The organism is Enterococcus sp. DIV1758, assembly GCF_051711985.1.
Classification (GTDB): domain Bacteria; phylum Bacillota; class Bacilli; order Lactobacillales; family Enterococcaceae; genus Enterococcus; species Enterococcus faecalis.
In genome coordinates, this window is the sequence record NZ_JBIOOA010000001.1 from 1,870,535 (window position 1) to 1,891,192 (window position 20,658).

The following is a 20,658-nucleotide window of genomic DNA, read 5'->3' on the forward strand; positions in this document are numbered from 1 at the left end:
AAAAGAACGAGCGAATTCGCTCGTTCTTTTTTTATACTTCTTCTATTGGTTCATTTTCAAAAACTAATTGATTGTCTAATAGACTAATCGTGACTTTTGTTTTTGGCATTACTCGTCCAGAAACAATTTCTTTTGCTAATGGTGTTTCGACTTCACGAGTAATGAAACGTTTTAACGGACGAGCTCCATAAGCTGGCTCATACCCATTTTCAGCAATCCATGTTTTAGCTTCATCAGTGATTTCCAACACAATTTCTTGTTGCTCTAAACGATGAGCAAGTTGTGCGGTCATTTTACCAATGATTCCTTTCACATTATCCAAGCTTAATGGTGTGAATAAAATGGTATCATCAATTCTGTTTAAGAACTCTGGTTTAAAGTGTCCTTTTAGAATATTCATGACTTGACTTTCAACTTCTTCTGGAATTGTTCCTTCAGGTGTCACACCTTCCAGTAAAAGCTGAGAACCGATGTTGCTTGTCATAATTAAAACTGTATTTTTAAAATCAACGACCCGACCTTTAGAATCTGTCAAACGACCATCATCTAAAACTTGTAATAAGATATTAAAGACATCTGGGTGCGCTTTTTCAATTTCGTCTAATAAGACAATTGTATATGGATTTCGACGAACAGCTTCTGTTAACTGGCCACCTTCTTCATAACCAATATAGCCTGGAGGGGCACCAACCAAACGAGACACGGCATGTTTTTCCATGTATTCACTCATGTCAATCCGTACCATATGATCTTCAGAATCAAACAAATCTTCAGCTAAAGCTTTAGCAAGTTCTGTTTTACCAACACCAGTTGGTCCTAAGAAAAGGAACGAACCAAGTGGGCGATTTGGATCTTGTAAGCCTGCTCTTGAACGAATCACCGCATCACTAACAGCATCCACGGCTTCATCTTGACCAATCACACGTTTGTGTAATGTTTCATTCAGTTTCATTAATTTTTCTCGTTCGCCTTCAACTAATTTTGTCACAGGAATGCCGGTTAAACGACCGACCACTTGCGCAATTTCGTTTTCAGTAACCGATTCTTGTACCATTTTGACGTTATCTTTAGCGTTCTTTTCTTCCAATTCTTTCAATTCATGTTCTAATTGTGGAATTGTTCCATGACGCAAAACAGCCGCTCGTTCTAAATCATAATTATTTTCAGCATCTTCTAATTCGTGTTTTGCTTTATCAATCTCTGCACGTTTGTTGGAAACCGCATTAACTTCTTCTTTTTCCGTTTCCCATTGCATTTTCATTGAGTTGGCTTCTTCACGCAAATCTGCTAATTCTTCTTGCAAGTTGGCTAACCGTTTTTTACTTGCATCATCTGATTCTTTTTTCAAGGCCGCTTCTTCAATTTCTAGTTGCATTAACCGACGTGTTACTTGATCGAGCTCTGTTGGCATCGAATTCATTTCTACTCGAATCGTTGCACTTGCTTCATCGACTAAGTCAATCGCTTTATCTGGTAAGAAACGATCAGTAATATAGCGATCGGATAAAGTAGCGGCAGCAACTAAAGCATTGTCATGAATATTCACGCCGTGGTGAATTTCAAATCGTTCTTTTAAGCCACGCAAAATAGAAATTGTATCTTCTACTGTTGGTTCTTTGACTAATACTTTTTGGAAACGACGTTCTAAGGCTTTATCTTTTTCCATATATTGGCGATATTCATCAAGCGTTGTGGCACCGATTAAATGCAATTCACCACGTGCTAGCATCGGTTTTAATAAATTCCCGGCGTCCATACTGCCTTCTGTTTTACCAGCTCCGACGATATTATGAATTTCATCAATGAATAAAATGATTTTGCCATCACTTTTTTTCACTTCTTTTAAAACAGCTTTTAACCGTTCTTCAAATTCGCCACGGAATTTTGCTCCCGCAATTAAGGCGCCCATGTCTAAAGAAAAAATAGTTTTATCTTTTAAGTTTTCGGGAACATCTTTACGAACGATTCGTTGTGCTAATCCTTCAACAATCGCTGTTTTACCAACACCTGGTTCACCAATTAAGACTGGATTATTTTTAGTTTTTCTTGATAAAATCCGAATAACGTCACGAATTTCTTCGTCACGACCAATGATTGGATCTTGTTTTCCTGCTTTTACTTGTTGTACTAAGTCAACACCGTATTTTTCTAGTGCTTTATATTGTTCTTCCTGGTTTTGAGAAGTCACACGATCTCCTCCTCTCACCTCTTCAATATTTTTTCTTAACTCTTTTTCTGTAATGCCTTGTTGCATTAAATATTTTGTTAAACGATAATTTTTCAATTTCATTAAAGCTAAAAGTACAATTTCGGTTGATAAAAATTCATCTTGGAATTCTTCTCGAAGTGAATCAGCTTCTTGCAATAAATGGAACAAATTTTGACTTAAATTTTGACCATATTGCACATTACCGCCTGCCACACTTGGATATTCATCTAACGCGTTATCTACTTCTCGTTCAAATGCGTCAACATCTAAACCCGCATCTGTGTAAAAATTACGCCCAAAATGGTTTGGTTGAAGAAAAATTTTCCATAAATGTGCGATATCAATTTCTTGATGTTGCCGTGTCACCGCAACTTTTTGAGCTTCAGCAATCGCCTCTTGTAGCGTTGTTGTCATTTTTTCAATATTCATAAACGATCCCTCCCGTTTATTGTTTTGTCTTTTTTTATTTTAACATTCTTTACAATTATTATTATCCGACTTTTGATGGATTTCTTCAAAAGTTAAGGTATTTGTAAACCTTATAAATTTATTATACCCTATTGGTCAGTAAAGGTCAATAATAAAATTGACCTTTTTTGACCTTCCGGATAAAAAAAACCTAAAACAGCTAACTATCACTGTTTTAGGGCTTTTTTCGCAATCACAACTAGTTTGACCAACTCTTTATTGCTTTGATTTATTAAAAATAGAGTTTTAACGTAAGATACTTTTTATCGGCATGGCTAATCAAAATAGCCAAACTGGTTATTGCTAAAAATAATTCGTACTCATAACCACTAAAACCACTTGCCAAACCAAAAGAAAAAATAGCTCCGACTAAAACTGCTATGAATCCTACTGATACCAATGGAATTAAAAAGCCAATAATCATAAATAATCCGCCAATTAATTCAATTGCTGCTACACCATAAACAAAAAGACTTGGCAAACCAATACTAGCAAAAAACGCTAAAGTATCTTCCAATGACGTTACTTTCATCACTCCATGAATTAGCATCGTCACCCCTAGCCAAATTCTAATCACTTGAATGCCTCGTTGTTGTTTATCCATACTTCTCCTCCTTTGTTTGCATTTAATAGTTAATGTAACTATCGAAGTTACATTATAAAGGATAAATCGAAAAAAGTATATAAAAAAACAAACGTATTTAACAATACGTTTGTTTTTTTATATTCCTGTAAAACTTAGAAGCGTTTTTTCTTAATACAATTAACTTTCCTTCTAAGTAAATCATACTAAGATTAGACTACATCGTCCAATGACCAAGTTACTGTCGATTGATATACTTTTGATATTTCTCCTACATTTGCAGGCACAGTTAATTTTATCTCTTCAAAAGGAAAATATAGTTGCCAAGTTCCACTTCCTTGTGCTCCAGTTGCTGTGATTATTGATTGAGCTGTAGCACCCGATCGAAAAGCTTGAGACCCTAACGTCGGTCCATTGGTAAAACCAGTCGTTACTGATTCCTCAGCTGTATTAGCATATTGAACTTTTTGAAGTTGAGTGTCCGCAAAGTTCAAGGCAATTCCTTCTCCTTGTGGTAAAGATTTACCAGTTTTATCTTTAAATTCAGATAAACTAACGTTTAATTTCCAACCTGTACTAGTTGGTCGATTATCTTCTAGACGTAACATAAAACCAGCTTGTTGTAATTCGGGACTTCCGACATAGCTTGCTGAATTTAGTCCATAACTTTTTGCCATTGGCGAAATCGTTTGTTTGCCAAAATCAAACGTACTTGGCGTTCCCATCAATACAGGTCGTTGGCCACTCCATTTCGCATACAAAGTTACAGTCCCATTGTTAGTAGCAGTTAATGTCGAAATTATTTGTTTATCCGTATAGACAACTGCACTTGTCCGTGTCTTCGACCAACCAAGGAACGTATTACTCTCTTTTGTAAAGGTGTTGGCTGGTAATGGCTTGCCTGTTCCATAAATAAAACTAGCGTTAGGCATGGTACCAGTTCCCCCGTTCGCATCAAACTTTACGGTATAAGCGTTCCCCTTCCAAACAGCATAATAGGTCTTAGCTGAAGCATAATTAACGAGAGGGTTTGTTGTAATATCTGGTGTTGTGGCACTGGCTGTTGTCGCCCAACCTTGGAAAGTGTAACCGGTTCTGGTTGGCTTCACAACCGTGGTTAAATTAACTACTGTTCCAAAAGTATAGGCTTTAGCAGCCGTACCACCCGAGCCCCCATTGGCATTAAAAGTCACATTCACTGAGATTGGTTTCCAAATAGCTTGCAGAGTTATTTTTGTGGTAGTTGACGTAGACGTAAAGCTAATCGTTGCACCCGGTTGATATTTTTTGGTTGGTGTTGCAACATCTTGCCATTCCACAAAAGTATAACCACTAAGCGTTGGTTTGGCTGTTGGAATGACAATTTTGCCGGCATCATTTACATCTAACTGGATCGTTTGCGGAGAAGGTAAGTCTTTCACTCCACTTCCAGGAACTATAATACTCGGTAAATTTTGTTCATACGCTACTTGAGCAAACTCTGTACTAAAGGTAATTTTATCACTGACTGCCGCTAAAGTTGCTCCTGCTTTAGCTTCTTTAGCAGAATATTGAAATTGGTTAATGGCTTTTTGATTATCTGCATCTGGCACTAAAAAATTCATAATCGCATCTAAGGTCCCACCTGGTTTGATTGTCGTTGCGCCAAAATCGACATAGATTGCTGTGATTAATGCTGAATTAGCGGGTTTAGTTGTAGTGAAACCTAAACTGGTTAGTTTAGTGGCATTCCACGCTTGTAAATCGTTGTTAGTATAACTAGGCAATTGTGAGATAGGCTTAGTTGTATAGTAAATTTTGGCTGTCCCATTATTACTGGTCAAGTTTGTAAACCCGATGCTGCCTGTTGAACCACGACCATCACTAGAAGAAGGCAAAATATTATACAAGCGAACGCTAGTGAAGTTTGTATTACCAGAATTTTTAATGACCGTTTGCATTTGCGGGGTGCCTTTGCGGTCTACCGCAAAGATATTCGTATTTGACCAAGCTTGCGTTGCGGAACCACGAGCATTAGTAGCACTGTCTAACTTAGAAGAATCCACGACAGAAAAGCCGATATTAAAAGGAGATGAGTTGATCTCGTAGCTATTTTCTTTCGTGTTGTCTACACCGATTTTTTTAGCCTCTGCAGCAGATAATTGAGTAAGTACACCATGAAAGAAATCAGTTGGCTTAGGGCTACTATAGGCGATATAAGGAATTTGATAGCTTCCAGAAGCAGCTGAACTATCCACTACAAATTCTAAAGGAATCCGAAAAAAACTAGCCTTTCCCGTTACTTTAGATTTATAAGCCGTGCTGGACGTCTTAAACCGATAATAATTGTAAGTTGTGTCATTTATAGCTAAGGTTTCAACGGTCACCGAAGCTGGATAGGTAACTTGGTTACTCTCATCAATATAATCTTTTTTCGTGGTCGCTTTTAAACGTAACTGTTTGGGAACTTTAATTGTAATAATAGGATTCTCCCAATCCCCAGAAGAAGTATCTGTATAGTAGCCACTATTTCTCCCGCTTATTTCATAGTTAATCGTGTCCCCAGGCAGTTTATTCTCACTATTAACACTGGTAAGGTAAACAGAAGCACGTAAGGCTACCCCTTTATTATAATAGACTACATTATTGTTTAATTTAAGCTCTGTAGGAGTCCCTGTTGCATCTTGATACTGCATCGTGGCTCCAAAGGTGATTGGATTAGTCATCTTAGAAAGCACTGTCCCATCTGGCCACTTCCCAGTAGGCCAACTTTTGATCCGGTATCGGAGTGACATCCCATTTCCAGGAGGCAACGAATTGGCAGTTGTGCCATCGGTTCCCATAGGAATAATATCAATGGTTGAAATATACTCATTGGTTGCTAAAGTCGGTAAAGCTGGACTAAAGCTACCAGTCTTAGCCGGTGTACTGCTCCAAACAGAACGACTCGTTCCGGTTATGGCATTTTTAATATGATACAAAGGCCGATAATAGGCGGGGGCACTCACTCCATCAGTAACACCATAAATATATAAATCAGTGAAGTTTCCTTTAGCTGAGCCTGCAGTTAATTCTTGTAATTTGTATGTCACTCCTTGAATTGGTTTAGCGCCAGTATTCTTAATAGCAGCAGAGTCGCTAAATGAACCATAACCAAAAGCGTAAAAATTACCAGCTGTCGCTAAATCGTCTAAGTTATTAACTGTGTTAGTAGAAGTGTTAACAACCGAATGATTGCCTGTTCCTGACAATTGAAAATCTGGCCGAGAACGTTTTGTATAACTTTTCGTAGTGGTAAGCGTATTTATTTTTCCATTCAGAAATTTTACTTTCATTCCAAAATTAACAGAAAAAGTACTCCCTTCTGCATACGTTTTATTCAAAGTAACCCTTGTGTTAAGATAGGATAAATCAACTCGAGTTGCTGGGTTTTCTAAAATGTTTGGTGAGAGAGTTACTAATTTCTGATAGTACCGAGTAAAACCTGCTGGCACACTAGGATCTTGTGCATTTGTGACCCCTGTTTTTAATAATGCATTAGCTAAGCTTCCCTTAAATGTAGCTCCCGTGGGAATCTCAACATACACTTGATGATTATAACTAGGGTCTAAATTCGCTCTAGCTAAATAATTAAACCGATAAGCGTTTGTCACAATAATATCACCGTCAAAATAACTGTCGTTACTAGGAACTGCGTAACCAGAAAGTACATATGAAGCACTAGAACCAGCCACATCAGTTTTTACGGTTTTATTTGCCGCTGAACTTGCTATTTGTGTCCCTGTATTATCAAATACCTTTGCTTGGAGATTATTCCATACGATTTGTTCAGGTGGGATTTTAGCATCATAGACATTATTAAATTTAAAACGTAAATTAATCGTCTCTAAAGTTGTCTTGGTTTCTTTCAAGCGAATAATTAATTTTTTATTGGTTGTATCATTTACATACGAAGCCACAATCGAGTTGGCGCTAGGTGCACTAGGTGTCACCAACGAAAAAATCGGTGTCGTATTATCAAAGTCTTTAAAAACTGGGTCGCTTTTACTTGGATAAAAGCCATAAGGAAGCTCAATCGAAGTACCAGTAAGGCCTGCTTGGTCGATGGAAACTGGTAAAGAAACAGTTAAGTAATCTGGTGCTGTTCCTGTCGCGGGATCAGTATATGTGCGATAAGTGGTTGGAGCAGTCAAACCGACCGTAATCCCATTCGCTTTGGCGGCAATGTTTTTAGACTTAGCGACAGGGTTGCTTTTTTCATTTTCCTTCGTTTGCTTCTGCTCACTACTCTTCTGGGTCTCTTTTGGCACTACTACTTGCTCTTTCGCAATCGTCACGTCTAAATTATTAGCCAACGTTTCTTGGTTTTTATCTTTGACTGACAAGGTAAAGGTTCCTGCTTTTGTTGTCGTTAACAGCAAGTAACTTTCCCCCAACTGGGCAAAGTCTCTTAAAATCAAGCTATGTTGTTCTTGATTATAAGAACCGTGCTCCTGCAATTGTTGGTTTTTTTGCGGATTGTATTGAATTTCCTGAGGCAATTGGATTTCCGCCCAGGTTGCATTGCTAATTATTTTTAGATAAAAATCTGATCCGGCAGTTACTTGCCGTTCTGCTTCTTGTTGTGACCAAGTAAAGGAAGCAGTTTCTACATCTTTCGTTGCTTCAGTTGCTTGAGTTTTTTCAGTTGAAGAATCGGTTGTTTCAGTTGTCTCTATCGTTTGCTTGGACGGTTCTGATAGCTTAGGTAATGAATCTTCAATAATTTGTTGCATTTCACTCGTTACTGTTGTTGACTCAGTCCCCTCAGCTAAGCCATTAATTGGTAAAATCATCGTTCCTAATAATATGACACAGATTAGATGAGTCATTTTCTTGTTCATAACCAACACCTGCTTTTCCTTTTTATTTCTTTACTATTTAGTTCTACTCTTTTTAAGATAAAAATAAATGCTAATTACAACGAGGACTATTGCACTACTCCCCACTAACAAAAACGGTTGCCTTTTTGCTGAAGGTGTACTCGTCGACCATTGTTTTATTTGCGTTTGTGTAATTGTAAAATCTTTTCGCCACTGCCATTCGCGATTACCAGCGCTTACTTGGCTGTGAATAGTATAAGTTCCCGCTGGCAGGACAACTTCATTCAATGGCAGATCCATAGCCAATAGCGAATTAGGTGCCACTGTTACATCTGCTTGTACTTTTTTTAGTAATTCTTTTGTCTGACCTTTTTTGGTTAACCAGTTGGTAATGGTTGCTCCTTTCATAACTTTTGGTTGCTGGTTTCGGTATGTTACTTGAACCACAAGTTGACCAGCACTGATCGTTGTACCAACTTTTTTTAGTTGTAATTCTGCTCCTTCATCAAATGGTTGTTTATCTTCTGTCAGCATGACGGAAATAGTATAAGCATAAGTTGATGTAAACTGATTACTTGTTAATGATTCATCCTCTAATTGTTTAACAAACCGTAATGCGCCTAATTTAACTCCAGAGAATGGCTCTTTGGGTGTTTTGATTTCATAATTCACTATTTTTTCTTCAAAGTTTTTTACAGTGACCGTAGTTTCCTTATTTTGCAAATGAACAATTTGTGTGATGGAATTCGTCAAACTAGAATCTAGTTTGGGGCTCGTCTGCGTATAATCAATCTGTCCATCCGTTCCGTTCACTGCATCATGAATACTTAAAGCGACAGTTACGGGCTCTTTTTGCAAACTTCTGATTTTCACTTGAATAATCTGCTGACTACTTGGCTGAACGCCTAAATAAAAATAAGTTTGGTTCTTATCTAGCTGATTATCTGGTATCACACTTTCAACTGTGAAACCCGCCAGTGGCTGTGGCTCTGGTTGTTGGGCTAAAGCAACTTCGAAGCGTAAAAAGATTAGATAACAGCTAACTACAAAACAGAGATAACCGAATATTTTTATTCCATTCCCTGTCGTTTTATTTGGGACTTGTGACAATTTCATTACAATCAACTTTCCCCCATTCTTTTAATACTTATCGTTAATAGACTAATTATAGCTGAAGACACACAAAAAAAAATTTTGAATTTTTAAACCCATAATTAAAAAATGGCATCTTCTTATCCCATAAGGGTTTGATGACGCTTTCCACCTATGAAAATGCCTAAATTTCATCTTTTTTTGAAAATATCTCCTTTAGAATCTAAGGAACAACCAAACAAATAGCGAGCAAACGTCAAAAGGTATGAGTCACTCATTTACCTTTTGACGTTTGCTCGCTAAAATTTAATATCTTTTCTTCCAATTGTTACTAAACAATTTCCAATGTTTTTTCTGAAAAAGAAGAAAGCACTCAGGAAGAAACTGGTGTTTTTTCCTGAACGCTCTTTTTTATCCTAAACCAACACGTTCAAAAATCGTGTCAACATTTTTTAAATGATAATGGTAATCAAAAGCATCATCTAGCTCTTCTTTTGATAAGACAGAAGTAATTTTTTCATCCGCATCTAACAACGGACGGAACGCCGTTTGATGATCCCATGCGTAAGCTGTTTTTGGTTGGACCAAATCATACGCTTCTTCACGTGTCATGCCATGGTCAATCAATTTTAACAAGACACGTTGGCTGTAAATTAGTCCATAGGTCGCATCCATGTTACGTTTCATATTTTCTGGGAAGACCGTTAAGTTTTTGACAATATTACCAAAACGATTCAACATGTAATTTAGCAAAATCGTCGTATCGGGAATAATAATCCGTTCAGCAGACGAGTGAGAAATATCTCGTTCATGCCATAAACTCACATTTTCAAAGGCAGTAATGACATGACCACGAATCACACGTGCCAAACCAGTCATATTTTCAGAACCAATTGGATTCCGTTTATGCGGCATTGCCGAAGATCCTTTTTGTCCTTTTGCAAAAAATTCTTCTACTTCACGTGTTTCTGATTTTTGTAAACCACGAATTTCTGTCGCAAATTTTTCAATACTTGTCGCAATTAATGCCATGGTAGAAACATATTCTGCATGTAAATCACGTGGTAAAACTTGTGTCGAAATCTCTTGAGCACGGATTCCCAAATGTTCGCAAACATATTCTTCAACAAATGGTGAAATATTGGCAAAGGTACCCACGGCTCCACTGATTTTACCTGCTTCGACACCTTTGGCTGCATGTTCAAAACGTTCAATATTGCGTTTCATTTCAGAATACCACAACGCTAATTTCAAACCAAATGTAGTCGGTTCTGCATGAACGCCATGCGTTCTGCCCATCATGACCGTATGTTTATACTCTTTGGCTTTGGCTCCGACAATCTCCGTAAATGTTTGTAAATCTTTCCGTAAAATATCATTCGCCTGTTTCAATAGATAACCATAGGCAGTATCCACAACATCTGTGCTGGTTAAGCCATAGTGCACCCATTTTCGCTCTTCACCAAGCGTTTCTGAAACGGCACGAGTAAAAGCGACAACATCATGACGAGTTTCTGCTTCAATTTCTAAAATACGTGCAACATCAAATGATGCATTTTCTCGGATTTTTTGTACATCTTCTTTAGGAATTTCGCCAAGTTCTGCCCAAGCTTCATCCGCCAAAATTTCAACTTCTAGCCATGCCTTGTAGCGGTTCTCATCTGTCCAAATTGCGCCCATTTCGGGTCTTGTATAACGATCAATCATTGTGCCTTATCCCCTCTTTACTCCTCAATTTTTGAAAAATAATTACGACCAAATCTTTGTTTCTTTAATTTCTTCCAGTGTTTCATCGATTTCTTTGGTTAATATAGTAATATGCCCCATCGCTCGTTGCTCTTTTGCTTCACTGTGCCCATAATAGTGGAAATGCCAATCTGGATGTTCATTAATAATGTCCATCGTTTCATAGGCTTCATTCCCAAGCACATTGACCGTAACCGCTTCTGACAACAGTTGAATCGTTGGCATTGGCCAATTACATAAACCACGAATATGCGTATCATATTGGCTAAAAGAACAAGCATCTATAGAAAAATTCCCAGCATCTTCTGGACGAGGTAAAATTTTATTTACATAAATCCCGCCTGTTTCTGTATAAAACATTTCAATTGAAAGGGTGCCGACTAAACCAACAGCTTTAGCAATCACCTTAGCAATTCGTTGCAACTCGCCACTGACTTCGTCATCAATTCGGGCTGGCGCAATCGTTTCATGTAGCTTACGCTCTTTTTTAATTGTTTCCACAACTGGAAATGTCGCAAATTCGCCACGACCATTACCAGAAATCAGAACAGATAATTCTTTTTCGTAAGGAATCCAAGCTTCCAAGACACAGGTTCCTTCTCTCAGAAGATTCATGGATGGCGCTAAGTCTGAAGTACTATGTAGTACATAACGACCTTCCCCTCGCGTATTCTTCAAGATACACGGATAACCAATGCCATCAATTGCTTCTTGAATATCAGTCGGACTAACAATCGTTGCATAAGGTGCAATCACAATATTATTATCTTCCAAGAAACTTTTTTCCATTAAACGATCTTGCGTAATTGCTAAAATGTCTGTTCCTTGCGGTATATTCGCCAAATGTTGAATCGCTGTTAACGCATCAACATCTGCATGTTCAAATTCATACGTAATCACTTGGGCACGTTTTGCCAATTTCTCTAACGCTTCAGGATCATTATATGCTCCTAATAATTGCCAATCGGCAACTTGTGCAGCAGGACAATCAATTTGTGGATCTAGCACACCCACTCGAAACCCCATTTCTCTTGCACTAAGGGCCATCATTTTTGCTAAATGTCCGCCACCAATGATACCAATCACTTGACCAGGTAATAGTGGTTTATCCAAGTTCATCACAACTTTCCATCACAGTTTTATCCTTAAAATCCTTCTGCGGTTTCTCGTCGCAGTCTAGCCTTTAAGAGTGCTCTTTTTACATGATACAAGGAAAAAGGCTCAACTTCAAGTGCCAGCAGTGTTTCCCTTAGGTTTTCTCATCAGAATTTATTAACATATTTTAGGATAAAACAGCGGTAACTTACTATTCGTCTCTTTGTAACCAAGCATTTTTCTCTTATTCTCTTCAAATTGATGAAAACATTAAATTTTTCTAAACGATGATTAGGTCAAAAAAGTATGAAAGAAAAGCCACCTGACCTTATCTATCATACTTTTTTGAAACTATTCGTTACTTTCTGAGGTTTCTTTTAAACCATTGAATAAAAGATTTAAAATAATTGCGGTAATGCTGCTCATGACAATTCCATTACCAGTAAACATGCTAACAGTTTCTGGTACTTTATTAAAGAGCGTTGGCATAATATTAAAGCCTAAACCAAAGCCAATCGAAATGGCAATAATTAATAAATTTTTGTCATTTGAGTAGTCAACTTTTGACAACATGCGCATTCCTTGGACAGCCACCATTCCAAACATAACCAGCATTCCGCCGCCTAAAACTGGCTCTGGGATAATTTGGGCCATCGCACCAATTTTTGGTAATAAGCCTAAAATAATTAAGAAAAAAGCAGAAAAATAGATTGGCCGACGTGTTTTGATCCCAGATAATTGAACTAACCCGACATTTTGCGAGAAACCTGTATAAGGAAACGTATTAAAAATCCCTCCTAAAATGACGGCTAAGCCTTCTGCATGATACCCACGACGTAAATCATCTTCGCCAATTTTTTTCCCTGTAATGTCTCCTAAGGCAAAATAAACACCTGTTGATTCAACCATACTAACAATTGAAATAATAATCATCAACACAATAGAAGAAAGATCAAACGTTGGTTTGCCAAAATAAAATGGCTGTGGAAAGTGAAACCACGTAGCTTGACCAACAGGAGACAAATCAACTAATCCCAGAAATGCAGCTAAAATTGTGCCGCCGACTAGGCCGATTAACACGGCAATTGACTTGATAAAGCCACGTCCCCAAACTTGCACAACAATGATTAAGGCAATTGTTACAAATGCGAGAAGCAAGTTTTTAGGATCACCAAAACTTTTGTCCGTTGCTAAGCCGCCACCCATTTTTTCAACAGCAACAGGAATTAAGGTCAAACCAATAACTGTAATGACTGTGCCGGTGACTAAAGGCGGAAATAGACGTTTAATTTTTGAGAAAAATCCTGCAATAAGAACGACAAAAATGCCCGAAGCAATAATTGAACCGTAAATTGCCCCAACCCCTTTGTTCGTACCAATCATGATTAAAGGCGCAACTGCTTGAATGGCACAACCTAAAACGACTGGCAAGCCAATCCCAAAAAACTTATTCACCGTCAATTGTAAAAGTGTCGCAACGCCGCACATAAAAATATCGATTGAAATCAAATACGTCATTTGTTGCGAATCAAAATTCAAGCCGGTTCCGATTAATAAAGGTACGGCAACTGCTCCAGCATACATCGCTAATAAATGTTGCAATCCTAAAACGGCGGCTTTCCCATTTGGTGTTTCCGTCTGTTGTTGTGTATTCAATTGTTTTGTATCCAAGATTATGCATCCTCCTCTAAAAACGTCACCGTTCCTTCACTTAATGAAGCGATACGTGCTAAAGAGACTACATTTAAGCCCATGTCTTCTAATAACTGACGACCATCTTGGAATGATTTTTCAATTACGATACCAATTCCTTCAACCTTTGCACCAGCCTGTTGGCATAATTCTACCAATCCTTTAGCAGCTTGTCCGTTAGCTAAAAAGTCATCAATAATCAACACTTTATCAGCATCAGATAAAAATTTTCTTGAAATGGAAATTTGACTTGTCACTTGTTTTGTAAATGAATAAACTGAAGCTGTTAAAAGCTCTTCATCCATGGTTAAACTTTTTGCCTTACGCGCGAAGATCATTGGCACGCCTAATTTTTGCGCTGCGTATAAGGCAGGAGCGATTCCTGATGCTTCAATTGTAATTACTTTGGTAATGCCTGCTTCTGCGAAAACCTCAGCAAAACGATTACCCATAGCCTCCATCAATTCTGGATCCACTTGGTGCGTAATAAAACTATCTACTTTTAAAACACCTTCACCTAATACACGGCCATCATTTTTAATACGTTCGACTAATTCCTTCACAATATGAACTCCTTTACTTATTTTTCGATAGATGCTTTGTTCTCATCCTGAGGAAAGGACGGTTCGTTAAAAACGAACGAAATAAAACAAAGTGCTATTTATATTCGTGTTCTAACAAAAGAAAAAAGCCCATTTTGCCAAAGCAAAAAAGGGCTATCCGCTCTTCTTCACTTATAGACCAGCATTTACGGTGCTGGGTAGAGACGGTCAACCGTATTTTGACCTTATACAAGCTTCTATGTTTCTCTAGGATAGTACAAAAATCTCTAACTTTCAATGGTTTAACAACTTTTTTTCATTAGAATTTTCAAATAATTGGTTCATTCTTCCATTGTTCCGTAAAAGCGAACATTAAATAGCCAAAAACGCTTTGGCAGGATCGGCTGCCAAAGCGTTTTTTATTCTTCATCGGTTGCTTTTTCTTGTTCACGATATTTTTTCATTTTTTTGCTGAATAATTCACCGTTACTAGGGGGCGTATATGTAATAGCATTCGCTCCAGCGATAATGGTTTCATGAATACTCGATTCAGTTGGTCCTCCTGTTGCAATAATCGGTAATTCTGGATACTTGCCACGGAAATAGCGTACGGTGGCTGCAGTGTCTTTTCCTGCACTGATATTAATCATATCCACGCCAGCCGCAAGTTTTTCCTCAATTGGCGTATGAATAGAAGTTACTGTGCTGATAATAGGAATATCGATTGCTTCATCCACCATTTTAATTGTTTCAATTGGTGTAGGACCATTCAAAACAACACCCATTGAGCCTTGTGCTTCTGCAAATAAACTCATATAAGCAGAACGCATGCCTTGCGTTAAACCGCCGCCGACTCCTGAAAAGACAGGAATATCCGCTGCTTCAATAATGCCTTTTGTAATCGCTGGATGCGGTGTAAAAGGATATACAGCAATCACTGCCTGTGCATCCGTATTGCGGATAATCGCAATATCTGTCGTAAAAATAATTGATTTTATTTTACGGCCAAAAATTTTAATGCCACTGGCTTGCCGAATAATCTCTGGCATTTTTACAATATCTTGTTTCAGCGGCGTCATAATTTCTGGAATCCACTTTTCGCTCATTGTCATCGTTCCTCCATGCTTAACGGTCGTATTTATTTAAATTGTATTCTTCAATTACATGAATGATCTTATCAGCGTATGTAGGATCCGTTGCGTATCCAGCATCTTGAAGCGCTTGTGCGGCCTCTTTATAATTTTTGGCTAACAAGACTTTTTCATATAAATTTGGATCCCAATCGACCCCATCAACAAATAACTTGGTATGATCTCGCATGGATTCTTCCCAATTGTCATAAACTCGAAAATCACCCTGAATCGTAATCCAGACCTCATTGACATACTCTTTTGTTTCTAAATTGACTTTTGGTTGATTGCCATATGCTTTAATCCCAAAAAGATTGTTATATTTCGATGCTAATTGACTTTGTCCAAAATTTGATTCTAAAACTGCTTGCCCCATAATAATACTTGGTAACACCCCGTAAGATTCTTGTAATTCACGTGCATACGGTGTGATTTCAGCAACAAATTCTTCTTTTGAGATGTTTTCATTTTGGCGATTGACTGACTCGCTTTGTCCCTTATCTGAATCAGAAAGGACAGATAACGAAAAGACAAAGGCCAAACCGACGACAACTACGCCTAAGAATAACTTTGGCAAATTCAGCTGCTTTTTTCTTTTTTTCTGATAGTTGCTCACTTCATTAATTCCCCACTTCATCTTTTATTTTCCGATAAAATGTTTCACTATCTTTCACTTTCGTGATTGATTTCATTTGTTACTATAACCGAATAATTGTATCATTTTCACAGAAAATTATCAACTTTCATCACTGCTTACGCTCGTGATTTCAGTACTTGATTCAGTGGTAGCAGTTGAAGAAACTGTACTACTTTCAGAAATTTTAGTGGACGATTTCACTGTTGTTTCAGTTGATGTGTGAACAGATTCTTCAACTGGCTTTTTGCCAAAAAAGACAAAAATTACCGCACCAAACATAATAATCACAGATAAAATCCCAGCAATTGTGTATTTCAAAAGACCATCCTTCCTATTCGTTATTCACCTACGTAAGTATCCATCAGATTTTCATTGACCCAATCTAATAATTCAACTTTTGAACCTTCCAATTGTCGTTGAATCGTAGCTGGTAACCGGAATGTAATAATATCATCAAAACCCCATTCACCATAGGCCAGCGTCACTTTCAAATCGATATAACCAGCAGCAATTTCTTGTTCCTGTTTATTGTTGGGAATCAATTCTACAACGCCCAAATCAGATTGTAACCATTTTTTGGCAATTGTTGTTTTTAACCGTTTATATTCCGAAACAGCTAGGTTACGTTTTTCCGGAAATAAGATGGTTTGGCGGAGTATTTTTTGAGTCAGCATCCACTCATAATCCGTAAACAAATTCTTAATTTTTTGCATGACTTCATTGTCCAAACCAAATTGGCCTTCTTTCCAAGCTTGCCAATCGGCTGCTTGAATTTGATAAGCGGAGTAAAAATTTTCTTCTGTTTGGTACTGTTCAATAATTGCGTCAACAATAATATCTACATAAACTTGATGCATAATCATTCGCCTCCATTTTCTATTTTACTGAAATTCTCTAAAAAAAGCATCTTTTTATCTCTGGATTTTATCATATTTACAAAATTGTCCTTGTTTTCTAATTTCTCTTGTTTACAGTATAATAAATAATGAAGAAGATTTGAAGAAATTGCATAGATTAGGAGGACTTCTTTTGACAAAAAAATTATATCAATGGGGCATCGTCGGATTAGGTGGGATTGCCCACGAATTTGCTTCAACGTTTAAACAAGAAACTAGCCAACTTGCAGCTGTTGCTTCGCGGACATTGACTAAAGCAGAACAATTTGCCGCTGATTATTCAATCCCTAAAGCCTATGGTTCTTATGAAGAATTGCTAGCAGATGAAACAATCGATGTTGTCTATATAGCAGTACCAAATAAACAACATGCTGAACACATTTTAAAAGCGCTCCAGGCCGGAAAACATGTGTTGTGTGAAAAAGCTATTACGATGAACGCGGCAGAATTAAAACAAGCCTTGGCAGTTGCAGAAAAAAATGACCTTATTTTAGCAGAAGCCATGACTATTTTTAACATGCCACTATACGACGAATTACGTCGCTTGATGGATGCTGGCAAATTTGGTCAGTTAAAAATGATTCAAGCACCATTTGGAAGTTACAAAGAACCCGATCCTAAAAATCGCTTTTTTAATCCTGACTTAGCAGGCGGCGCATTGTTAGATATTGGTACTTATGCGGTTTCGTTTGCTCGTTGGTTTCTCAGCTCACAGCCAGACGTTTTAGCTTCTAGCATGGTTCCCTTCTCTACTGGTGTTGATGAACAATCGGTGACATTGCTTCGGAATAAAGAAAATGAGTTGGCGACTATTTCATTAACATTCCAAGCAAAAATGCCAAAGCAAGGAATTGTTGCTTTTGAAGATGCCTATATTACCATTACAGATTATCCACGTGCAGATGAAGCGATTGTTCACTACAATGACGGTACGGTTGAGACCATCGTTTCTGGGTACTCAGCTGAAGCCATGAATTATGAAATCTACAATATGGTTGAAGCAATCAAAGGTACTCAACCCAACCGCTCCTTATTTTTCACGACAGAAGTCATTGATATTTTGGACCAGATGCAAAAATTATGGCAGAATTAAAAAAAAGAACTTCGGCTTTTGCTGAAGTTCTTTTTTTTATTGTTCTCTATGGATAAATACGGTTTAACATACGTGGGAACGGAATCGCTTCACGAATGTGTTCATTACCAGTAATGAACGTAACAGCACGTTCTAAACCTAATCCGAAGCCAGAATGTGGCACAGAACCGTATTTACGTAAATCTAAATACCAGCTGTATTCTTCTTCAGATAAGCCAAACTCAGCTACTTTTTCTTTCAAATAATCATAATCAGTTGCACGCTCTGAACCACCGATAATTTCACCATAACCTTCTGGTGCAATTAAATCGGCACAAATTACAACATCTTCACGTGTTGGATGTGGTTTCATATAGAAGGCTTTAATTGCTTTTGGATAATTTAAAATGAATGTTGGAACGCCATAGTAATTTGAAATAAAAGTTTCATGTGGGCTACCAAAGTCTTCGCCCCATTCAATGTGATCATAATCATTGTTTGCTTCTTCTTTTTGTAATAACTCAATCGCATCATCGTAAGTAATACGTTTGAATGGTTCCGAAACATATTTTTCCAGTAAAGCTGTATCACGTTCTAAAACATCCAATGGATATTGTTGATTTTTCAATACTGATTTAATTAAATGTTTTACGTAGGCTTCTTGAATATCTAGTGATTCTTCATGAGTTGTGTATGCCATTTCTGGTTCAATCATCCAGAATTCCGTTAAGTGACGACGAGTTTTGGATTTTTCCGCGCGGAAGGTTGGTCCAAAAGTAAAGACTTTTCCAAATGCCATCGCACCAGCTTCTGCATATAATTGACCTGTTTGTGATAAGAATGCTGGTTGTCCGAAGTAATCTGTTTCAAATAATTCTGTTGTGCCTTCTGGTGCTGAGCCAGTTAAAATTGGGCTATCAATTTTAATGAATCCTTGTTCGTTAAAGAACTCGTAAGTAGCACGAATAATTTCGTTACGAACTAACATGATCGCATGTTGTTTGCTTGAACGTAACCATAAATGACGATGATCCATTAAGAAATCTGTGCCGTGTTCTTTCGGCGTAATTGGGTAATCTTCTGAAGCGCCAACGACTTCTAAATCAGTGATATCCATTTCATAGCCGAATTTAGAACGGCTATCTTCTTTGATAACACCAGTAACCATGACTGCTGTTTCTTGTGATAAGTGTTTAATTTCTTGGAATTTTTCTGTACCAACTTCTTCACCAAAGGCTTCAATGAAGTTTGGTTTGAACACGACACCTTGAAAAAAGGCTGTCCCGTCACGTAATTGTAAAAAGGCAATTTTTCCGCTTGAGCGTTTGTTAGCAATCCAAGCGCCAATTTTTACTGTTTCTCCAACATGTTTGTTTGAATCAATAATTTGAATTTGTTCCACGTTTGTCTCTCCGTTCATTTCTTAGTTTATTCTTTTAGGCGTTGTGCTGAATTCGTTTCTTTTCTATAAAGTCATTCATTCGCTCAATCGCTTTTTCTAACGTCATTAAATCTGTCGCATAGCTCATCCGCACATGTTCTGGTGCACCAAAGCCCTCTCCCGTTACCAGAGCAACATGCGCTTCTTGTAATAAATCTTCCACCCAGTTAGTCACGTTATCATACCCACAAATTTCTAACGTTTTTTTGACATTCGGGAATAGATAAAAGGCGCCTTCAGGTTTTATTAGCGAAACGCCTGGCAAAGCTGCTACTTTTGGATAGATATGATTTAGGCGTTTTTCAAAGGCCTGACGCATGTCTTCAACTGTCGACTGTTCACCTGTTAAAGCCTCAATTGCCGCATATTGGCTAACTGCGACTGGATTACTGGTGGATTGTGAAGCGAGTTGTGTCATTGCTTGAATAATTTTTTCATCCCCGACTGCAAAACCAATGCGCCAGCCTGTCATTGCATATGTTTTGGAAACGCCATTAATAATGATTGTCTGTTGGCGAATTGCTTCTGAGATGGTTGCAATTGGTGTGAACCGATGTCCATTGTACACCAAACGACCATAAATATCATCTGCAATAATGAGGATATCATGAGCAACTGCCCATTCACCAATTTGGCGTAATTCTTCTTCCGTATAAATAACACCAGTTGGGTTAGATGGTGAATTTAAAATGATTGCTTTTGTTTTGTCCGTTCGTACAGTTTCTAATTGTGCGACTGACACTTTAAATGATTGCTCTTGCGTGCTTGATACAAACACTGGCTTGCCTTCTGCTAACTTGACTTGTTCACCATAACTTACCCAATAAGGGACAGGGATAATCACTTCGTCCCCAACGTTCAAAATGGCTTGAAATAATAGATACAGCGCATATTTGGCACCATCTGTCACAATAACTTGCTTGGGTTGATAACGAAGTTGATATTCTCGTTCCACATAAGAGACAATTGCTTGCTTTAATTCAGGAATGCCGCCAGAAGGTGTGTAATAACTTGCTCTTCCATCCTCAATTGAAGCAATTGCTGCTTTTTGAATATTTTTCGGGGTTACAAAATCTGGTTCCCCAACCGTTAAGCTTAAAACATCTACACCTTTTGCTTTTAATGCTTTCGCTTTGGCGGCAGCTGCTAATGTAACAGAAGGAGTCAATTGCTGTGCTCGATTCGATACGTTCATACACCTTTCACTCCCACTT

Annotated in this window: 15 protein-coding genes and 1 riboswitch; of the genes, 1 reads left to right on the top strand and 14 read right to left on the bottom strand. The window is 37.8% G+C overall.

Features of this window, described 5'->3' with window-relative positions:
- Positions 1 to 31: 31 nt before the first annotated feature.
- The 12 genes from clpB to IGJ52_RS09120 form a co-directional block, all read right to left on the bottom strand.
- Complete coding sequence (gene clpB / locus IGJ52_RS09065; RefSeq protein WP_438792045.1) at positions 32 to 2,638, bottom strand: ATP-dependent chaperone ClpB; 2,607 nt, start codon at positions 2,636 to 2,638, stop codon at positions 32 to 34.
- Between the two features lie 271 nt (positions 2,639 to 2,909).
- Positions 2,910 to 3,281, bottom strand: a complete 372-nt coding sequence (locus IGJ52_RS09070) for a DoxX family protein (protein ID WP_002368998.1) — start codon at positions 3,279 to 3,281, stop codon at positions 2,910 to 2,912.
- Positions 3,282 to 3,472: 191 nt separating this feature from the next.
- On the bottom strand, positions 3,473 to 8,122 hold the full coding sequence (locus tag IGJ52_RS09075; protein WP_438792046.1) for a WxL domain-containing protein: 4,650 nt from the start codon (positions 8,120 to 8,122) through the stop codon (positions 3,473 to 3,475).
- Between the two features lie 33 nt (positions 8,123 to 8,155).
- Positions 8,156 to 9,217 (bottom strand): DUF916 and DUF3324 domain-containing protein, encoded by a 1,062-nt coding sequence (locus tag IGJ52_RS09080; RefSeq protein ID WP_002408812.1) that lies wholly within the window; start codon positions 9,215 to 9,217, stop codon positions 8,156 to 8,158.
- Positions 9,218 to 9,604: 387 nt separating this feature from the next.
- Positions 9,605 to 10,900 (bottom strand): adenylosuccinate lyase, encoded by a 1,296-nt coding sequence (purB, locus tag IGJ52_RS09085; protein WP_002400818.1) that lies wholly within the window; start codon positions 10,898 to 10,900, stop codon positions 9,605 to 9,607.
- A 42-nt stretch (positions 10,901 to 10,942) separates the two neighbouring features.
- Positions 10,943 to 12,058 carry a 5-(carboxyamino)imidazole ribonucleotide synthase gene (purK, locus tag IGJ52_RS09090; RefSeq protein WP_002408810.1) on the bottom strand — a complete coding sequence of 372 codons (1,116 nt, stop codon included), beginning with the start codon at positions 12,056 to 12,058 and terminating at the stop codon, positions 10,943 to 10,945.
- A 327-nt stretch (positions 12,059 to 12,385) separates the two neighbouring features.
- Positions 12,386 to 13,705, bottom strand: coding sequence for a nucleobase:cation symporter-2 family protein (locus tag IGJ52_RS09095; RefSeq protein ID WP_002408809.1), 1,320 nt, complete (start codon positions 13,703 to 13,705; stop codon positions 12,386 to 12,388).
- Positions 13,706 to 13,707: 2 nt separating this feature from the next.
- Positions 13,708 to 14,289, bottom strand: coding sequence for a xanthine phosphoribosyltransferase (locus IGJ52_RS09100; protein ID WP_002356804.1), 582 nt, complete (start codon positions 14,287 to 14,289; stop codon positions 13,708 to 13,710).
- A gap of 154 nt (positions 14,290 to 14,443) precedes the next feature.
- A riboswitch (purine riboswitch) is annotated at positions 14,444 to 14,541 on the bottom strand.
- Between the two features lie 146 nt (positions 14,542 to 14,687).
- Complete coding sequence (locus IGJ52_RS09105; protein ID WP_010816649.1) at positions 14,688 to 15,374, bottom strand: hypothetical protein; 687 nt, start codon at positions 15,372 to 15,374, stop codon at positions 14,688 to 14,690.
- 19 nt (positions 15,375 to 15,393) lie between these two features.
- Complete coding sequence (locus IGJ52_RS09110; protein ID WP_002366997.1) at positions 15,394 to 16,035, bottom strand: glycoside hydrolase family 73 protein; 642 nt, start codon at positions 16,033 to 16,035, stop codon at positions 15,394 to 15,396.
- A 99-nt stretch (positions 16,036 to 16,134) separates the two neighbouring features.
- The gene (locus IGJ52_RS09115; protein WP_002384259.1) at positions 16,135 to 16,314 is read right to left on the bottom strand and encodes a hypothetical protein; all 180 of its coding nucleotides are present in this window, start codon (positions 16,312 to 16,314) and stop codon (positions 16,135 to 16,137) included.
- A gap of 59 nt (positions 16,315 to 16,373) precedes the next feature.
- Positions 16,374 to 16,898 (bottom strand): hypothetical protein, encoded by a 525-nt coding sequence (locus IGJ52_RS09120; protein ID WP_002382789.1) that lies wholly within the window; start codon positions 16,896 to 16,898, stop codon positions 16,374 to 16,376.
- A 166-nt stretch (positions 16,899 to 17,064) separates the two neighbouring features.
- Here IGJ52_RS09120 and IGJ52_RS09125 point away from each other — a divergent pair, with 166 nt between their 5' ends.
- Complete coding sequence (locus IGJ52_RS09125) at positions 17,065 to 18,024, top strand: Gfo/Idh/MocA family protein (protein ID WP_002389307.1); 960 nt, start codon at positions 17,065 to 17,067, stop codon at positions 18,022 to 18,024.
- 46 nt (positions 18,025 to 18,070) lie between these two features.
- On the opposite strand, the gene asnS is transcribed toward IGJ52_RS09125, so the two are convergent.
- Together asnS and IGJ52_RS09135 are read right to left on the bottom strand one after the other, a co-directional pair.
- Positions 18,071 to 19,423 (bottom strand): asparagine--tRNA ligase, encoded by a 1,353-nt coding sequence (gene asnS / locus IGJ52_RS09130; RefSeq protein WP_264547378.1) that lies wholly within the window; start codon positions 19,421 to 19,423, stop codon positions 18,071 to 18,073.
- A 16-nt stretch (positions 19,424 to 19,439) separates the two neighbouring features.
- Entirely contained in the window at positions 19,440 to 20,639 is a 1,200-nt protein-coding gene (locus tag IGJ52_RS09135; RefSeq protein WP_010715361.1) for a pyridoxal phosphate-dependent aminotransferase, read from the bottom strand.
- Positions 20,640 to 20,658 lie beyond the last annotated feature (19 nt).

Bases quoted from the DNA above. Each gene is read 5' to 3' on its own strand.
- IGJ52_RS09110 (WP_002366997.1), bottom strand. From the start codon at position 16,035: ATGAAGTGGGGAATTAATGAAGTGAGCAACTATCAGAAAAAAAGAAAA.
- IGJ52_RS09135 (WP_010715361.1), bottom strand. From the start codon at position 20,639: ATGAACGTATCGAATCGAGCACAGCAATTGACTCCTTCTGTTACATTA.
- IGJ52_RS09075 (WP_438792046.1), bottom strand. From the start codon at position 8,122: ATGAACAAGAAAATGACTCATCTAATCTGTGTCATATTATTAGGAACG.
- IGJ52_RS09070 (WP_002368998.1), bottom strand. From the start codon at position 3,281: ATGGATAAACAACAACGAGGCATTCAAGTGATTAGAATTTGGCTAGGG.
- IGJ52_RS09120 (WP_002382789.1), bottom strand. From the start codon at position 16,898: ATGATTATGCATCAAGTTTATGTAGATATTATTGTTGACGCAATTATT.
- IGJ52_RS09105 (WP_010816649.1), bottom strand. From the start codon at position 15,374: ATGAGCGAAAAGTGGATTCCAGAAATTATGACGCCGCTGAAACAAGAT.
- asnS (WP_264547378.1), bottom strand. From the start codon at position 19,423: ATGAACGGAGAGACAAACGTGGAACAAATTCAAATTATTGATTCAAAC.
- IGJ52_RS09115 (WP_002384259.1), bottom strand. From the start codon at position 16,314: ATGTTTGGTGCGGTAATTTTTGTCTTTTTTGGCAAAAAGCCAGTTGAA.
- IGJ52_RS09080 (WP_002408812.1), bottom strand. From the start codon at position 9,217: ATGAAATTGTCACAAGTCCCAAATAAAACGACAGGGAATGGAATAAAA.
- purK (WP_002408810.1), bottom strand. From the start codon at position 12,058: ATGAACTTGGATAAACCACTATTACCTGGTCAAGTGATTGGTATCATT.
- purB (WP_002400818.1), bottom strand. From the start codon at position 10,900: ATGATTGATCGTTATACAAGACCCGAAATGGGCGCAATTTGGACAGAT.
- clpB (WP_438792045.1), bottom strand. From the start codon at position 2,638: ATGAATATTGAAAAAATGACAACAACGCTACAAGAGGCGATTGCTGAA.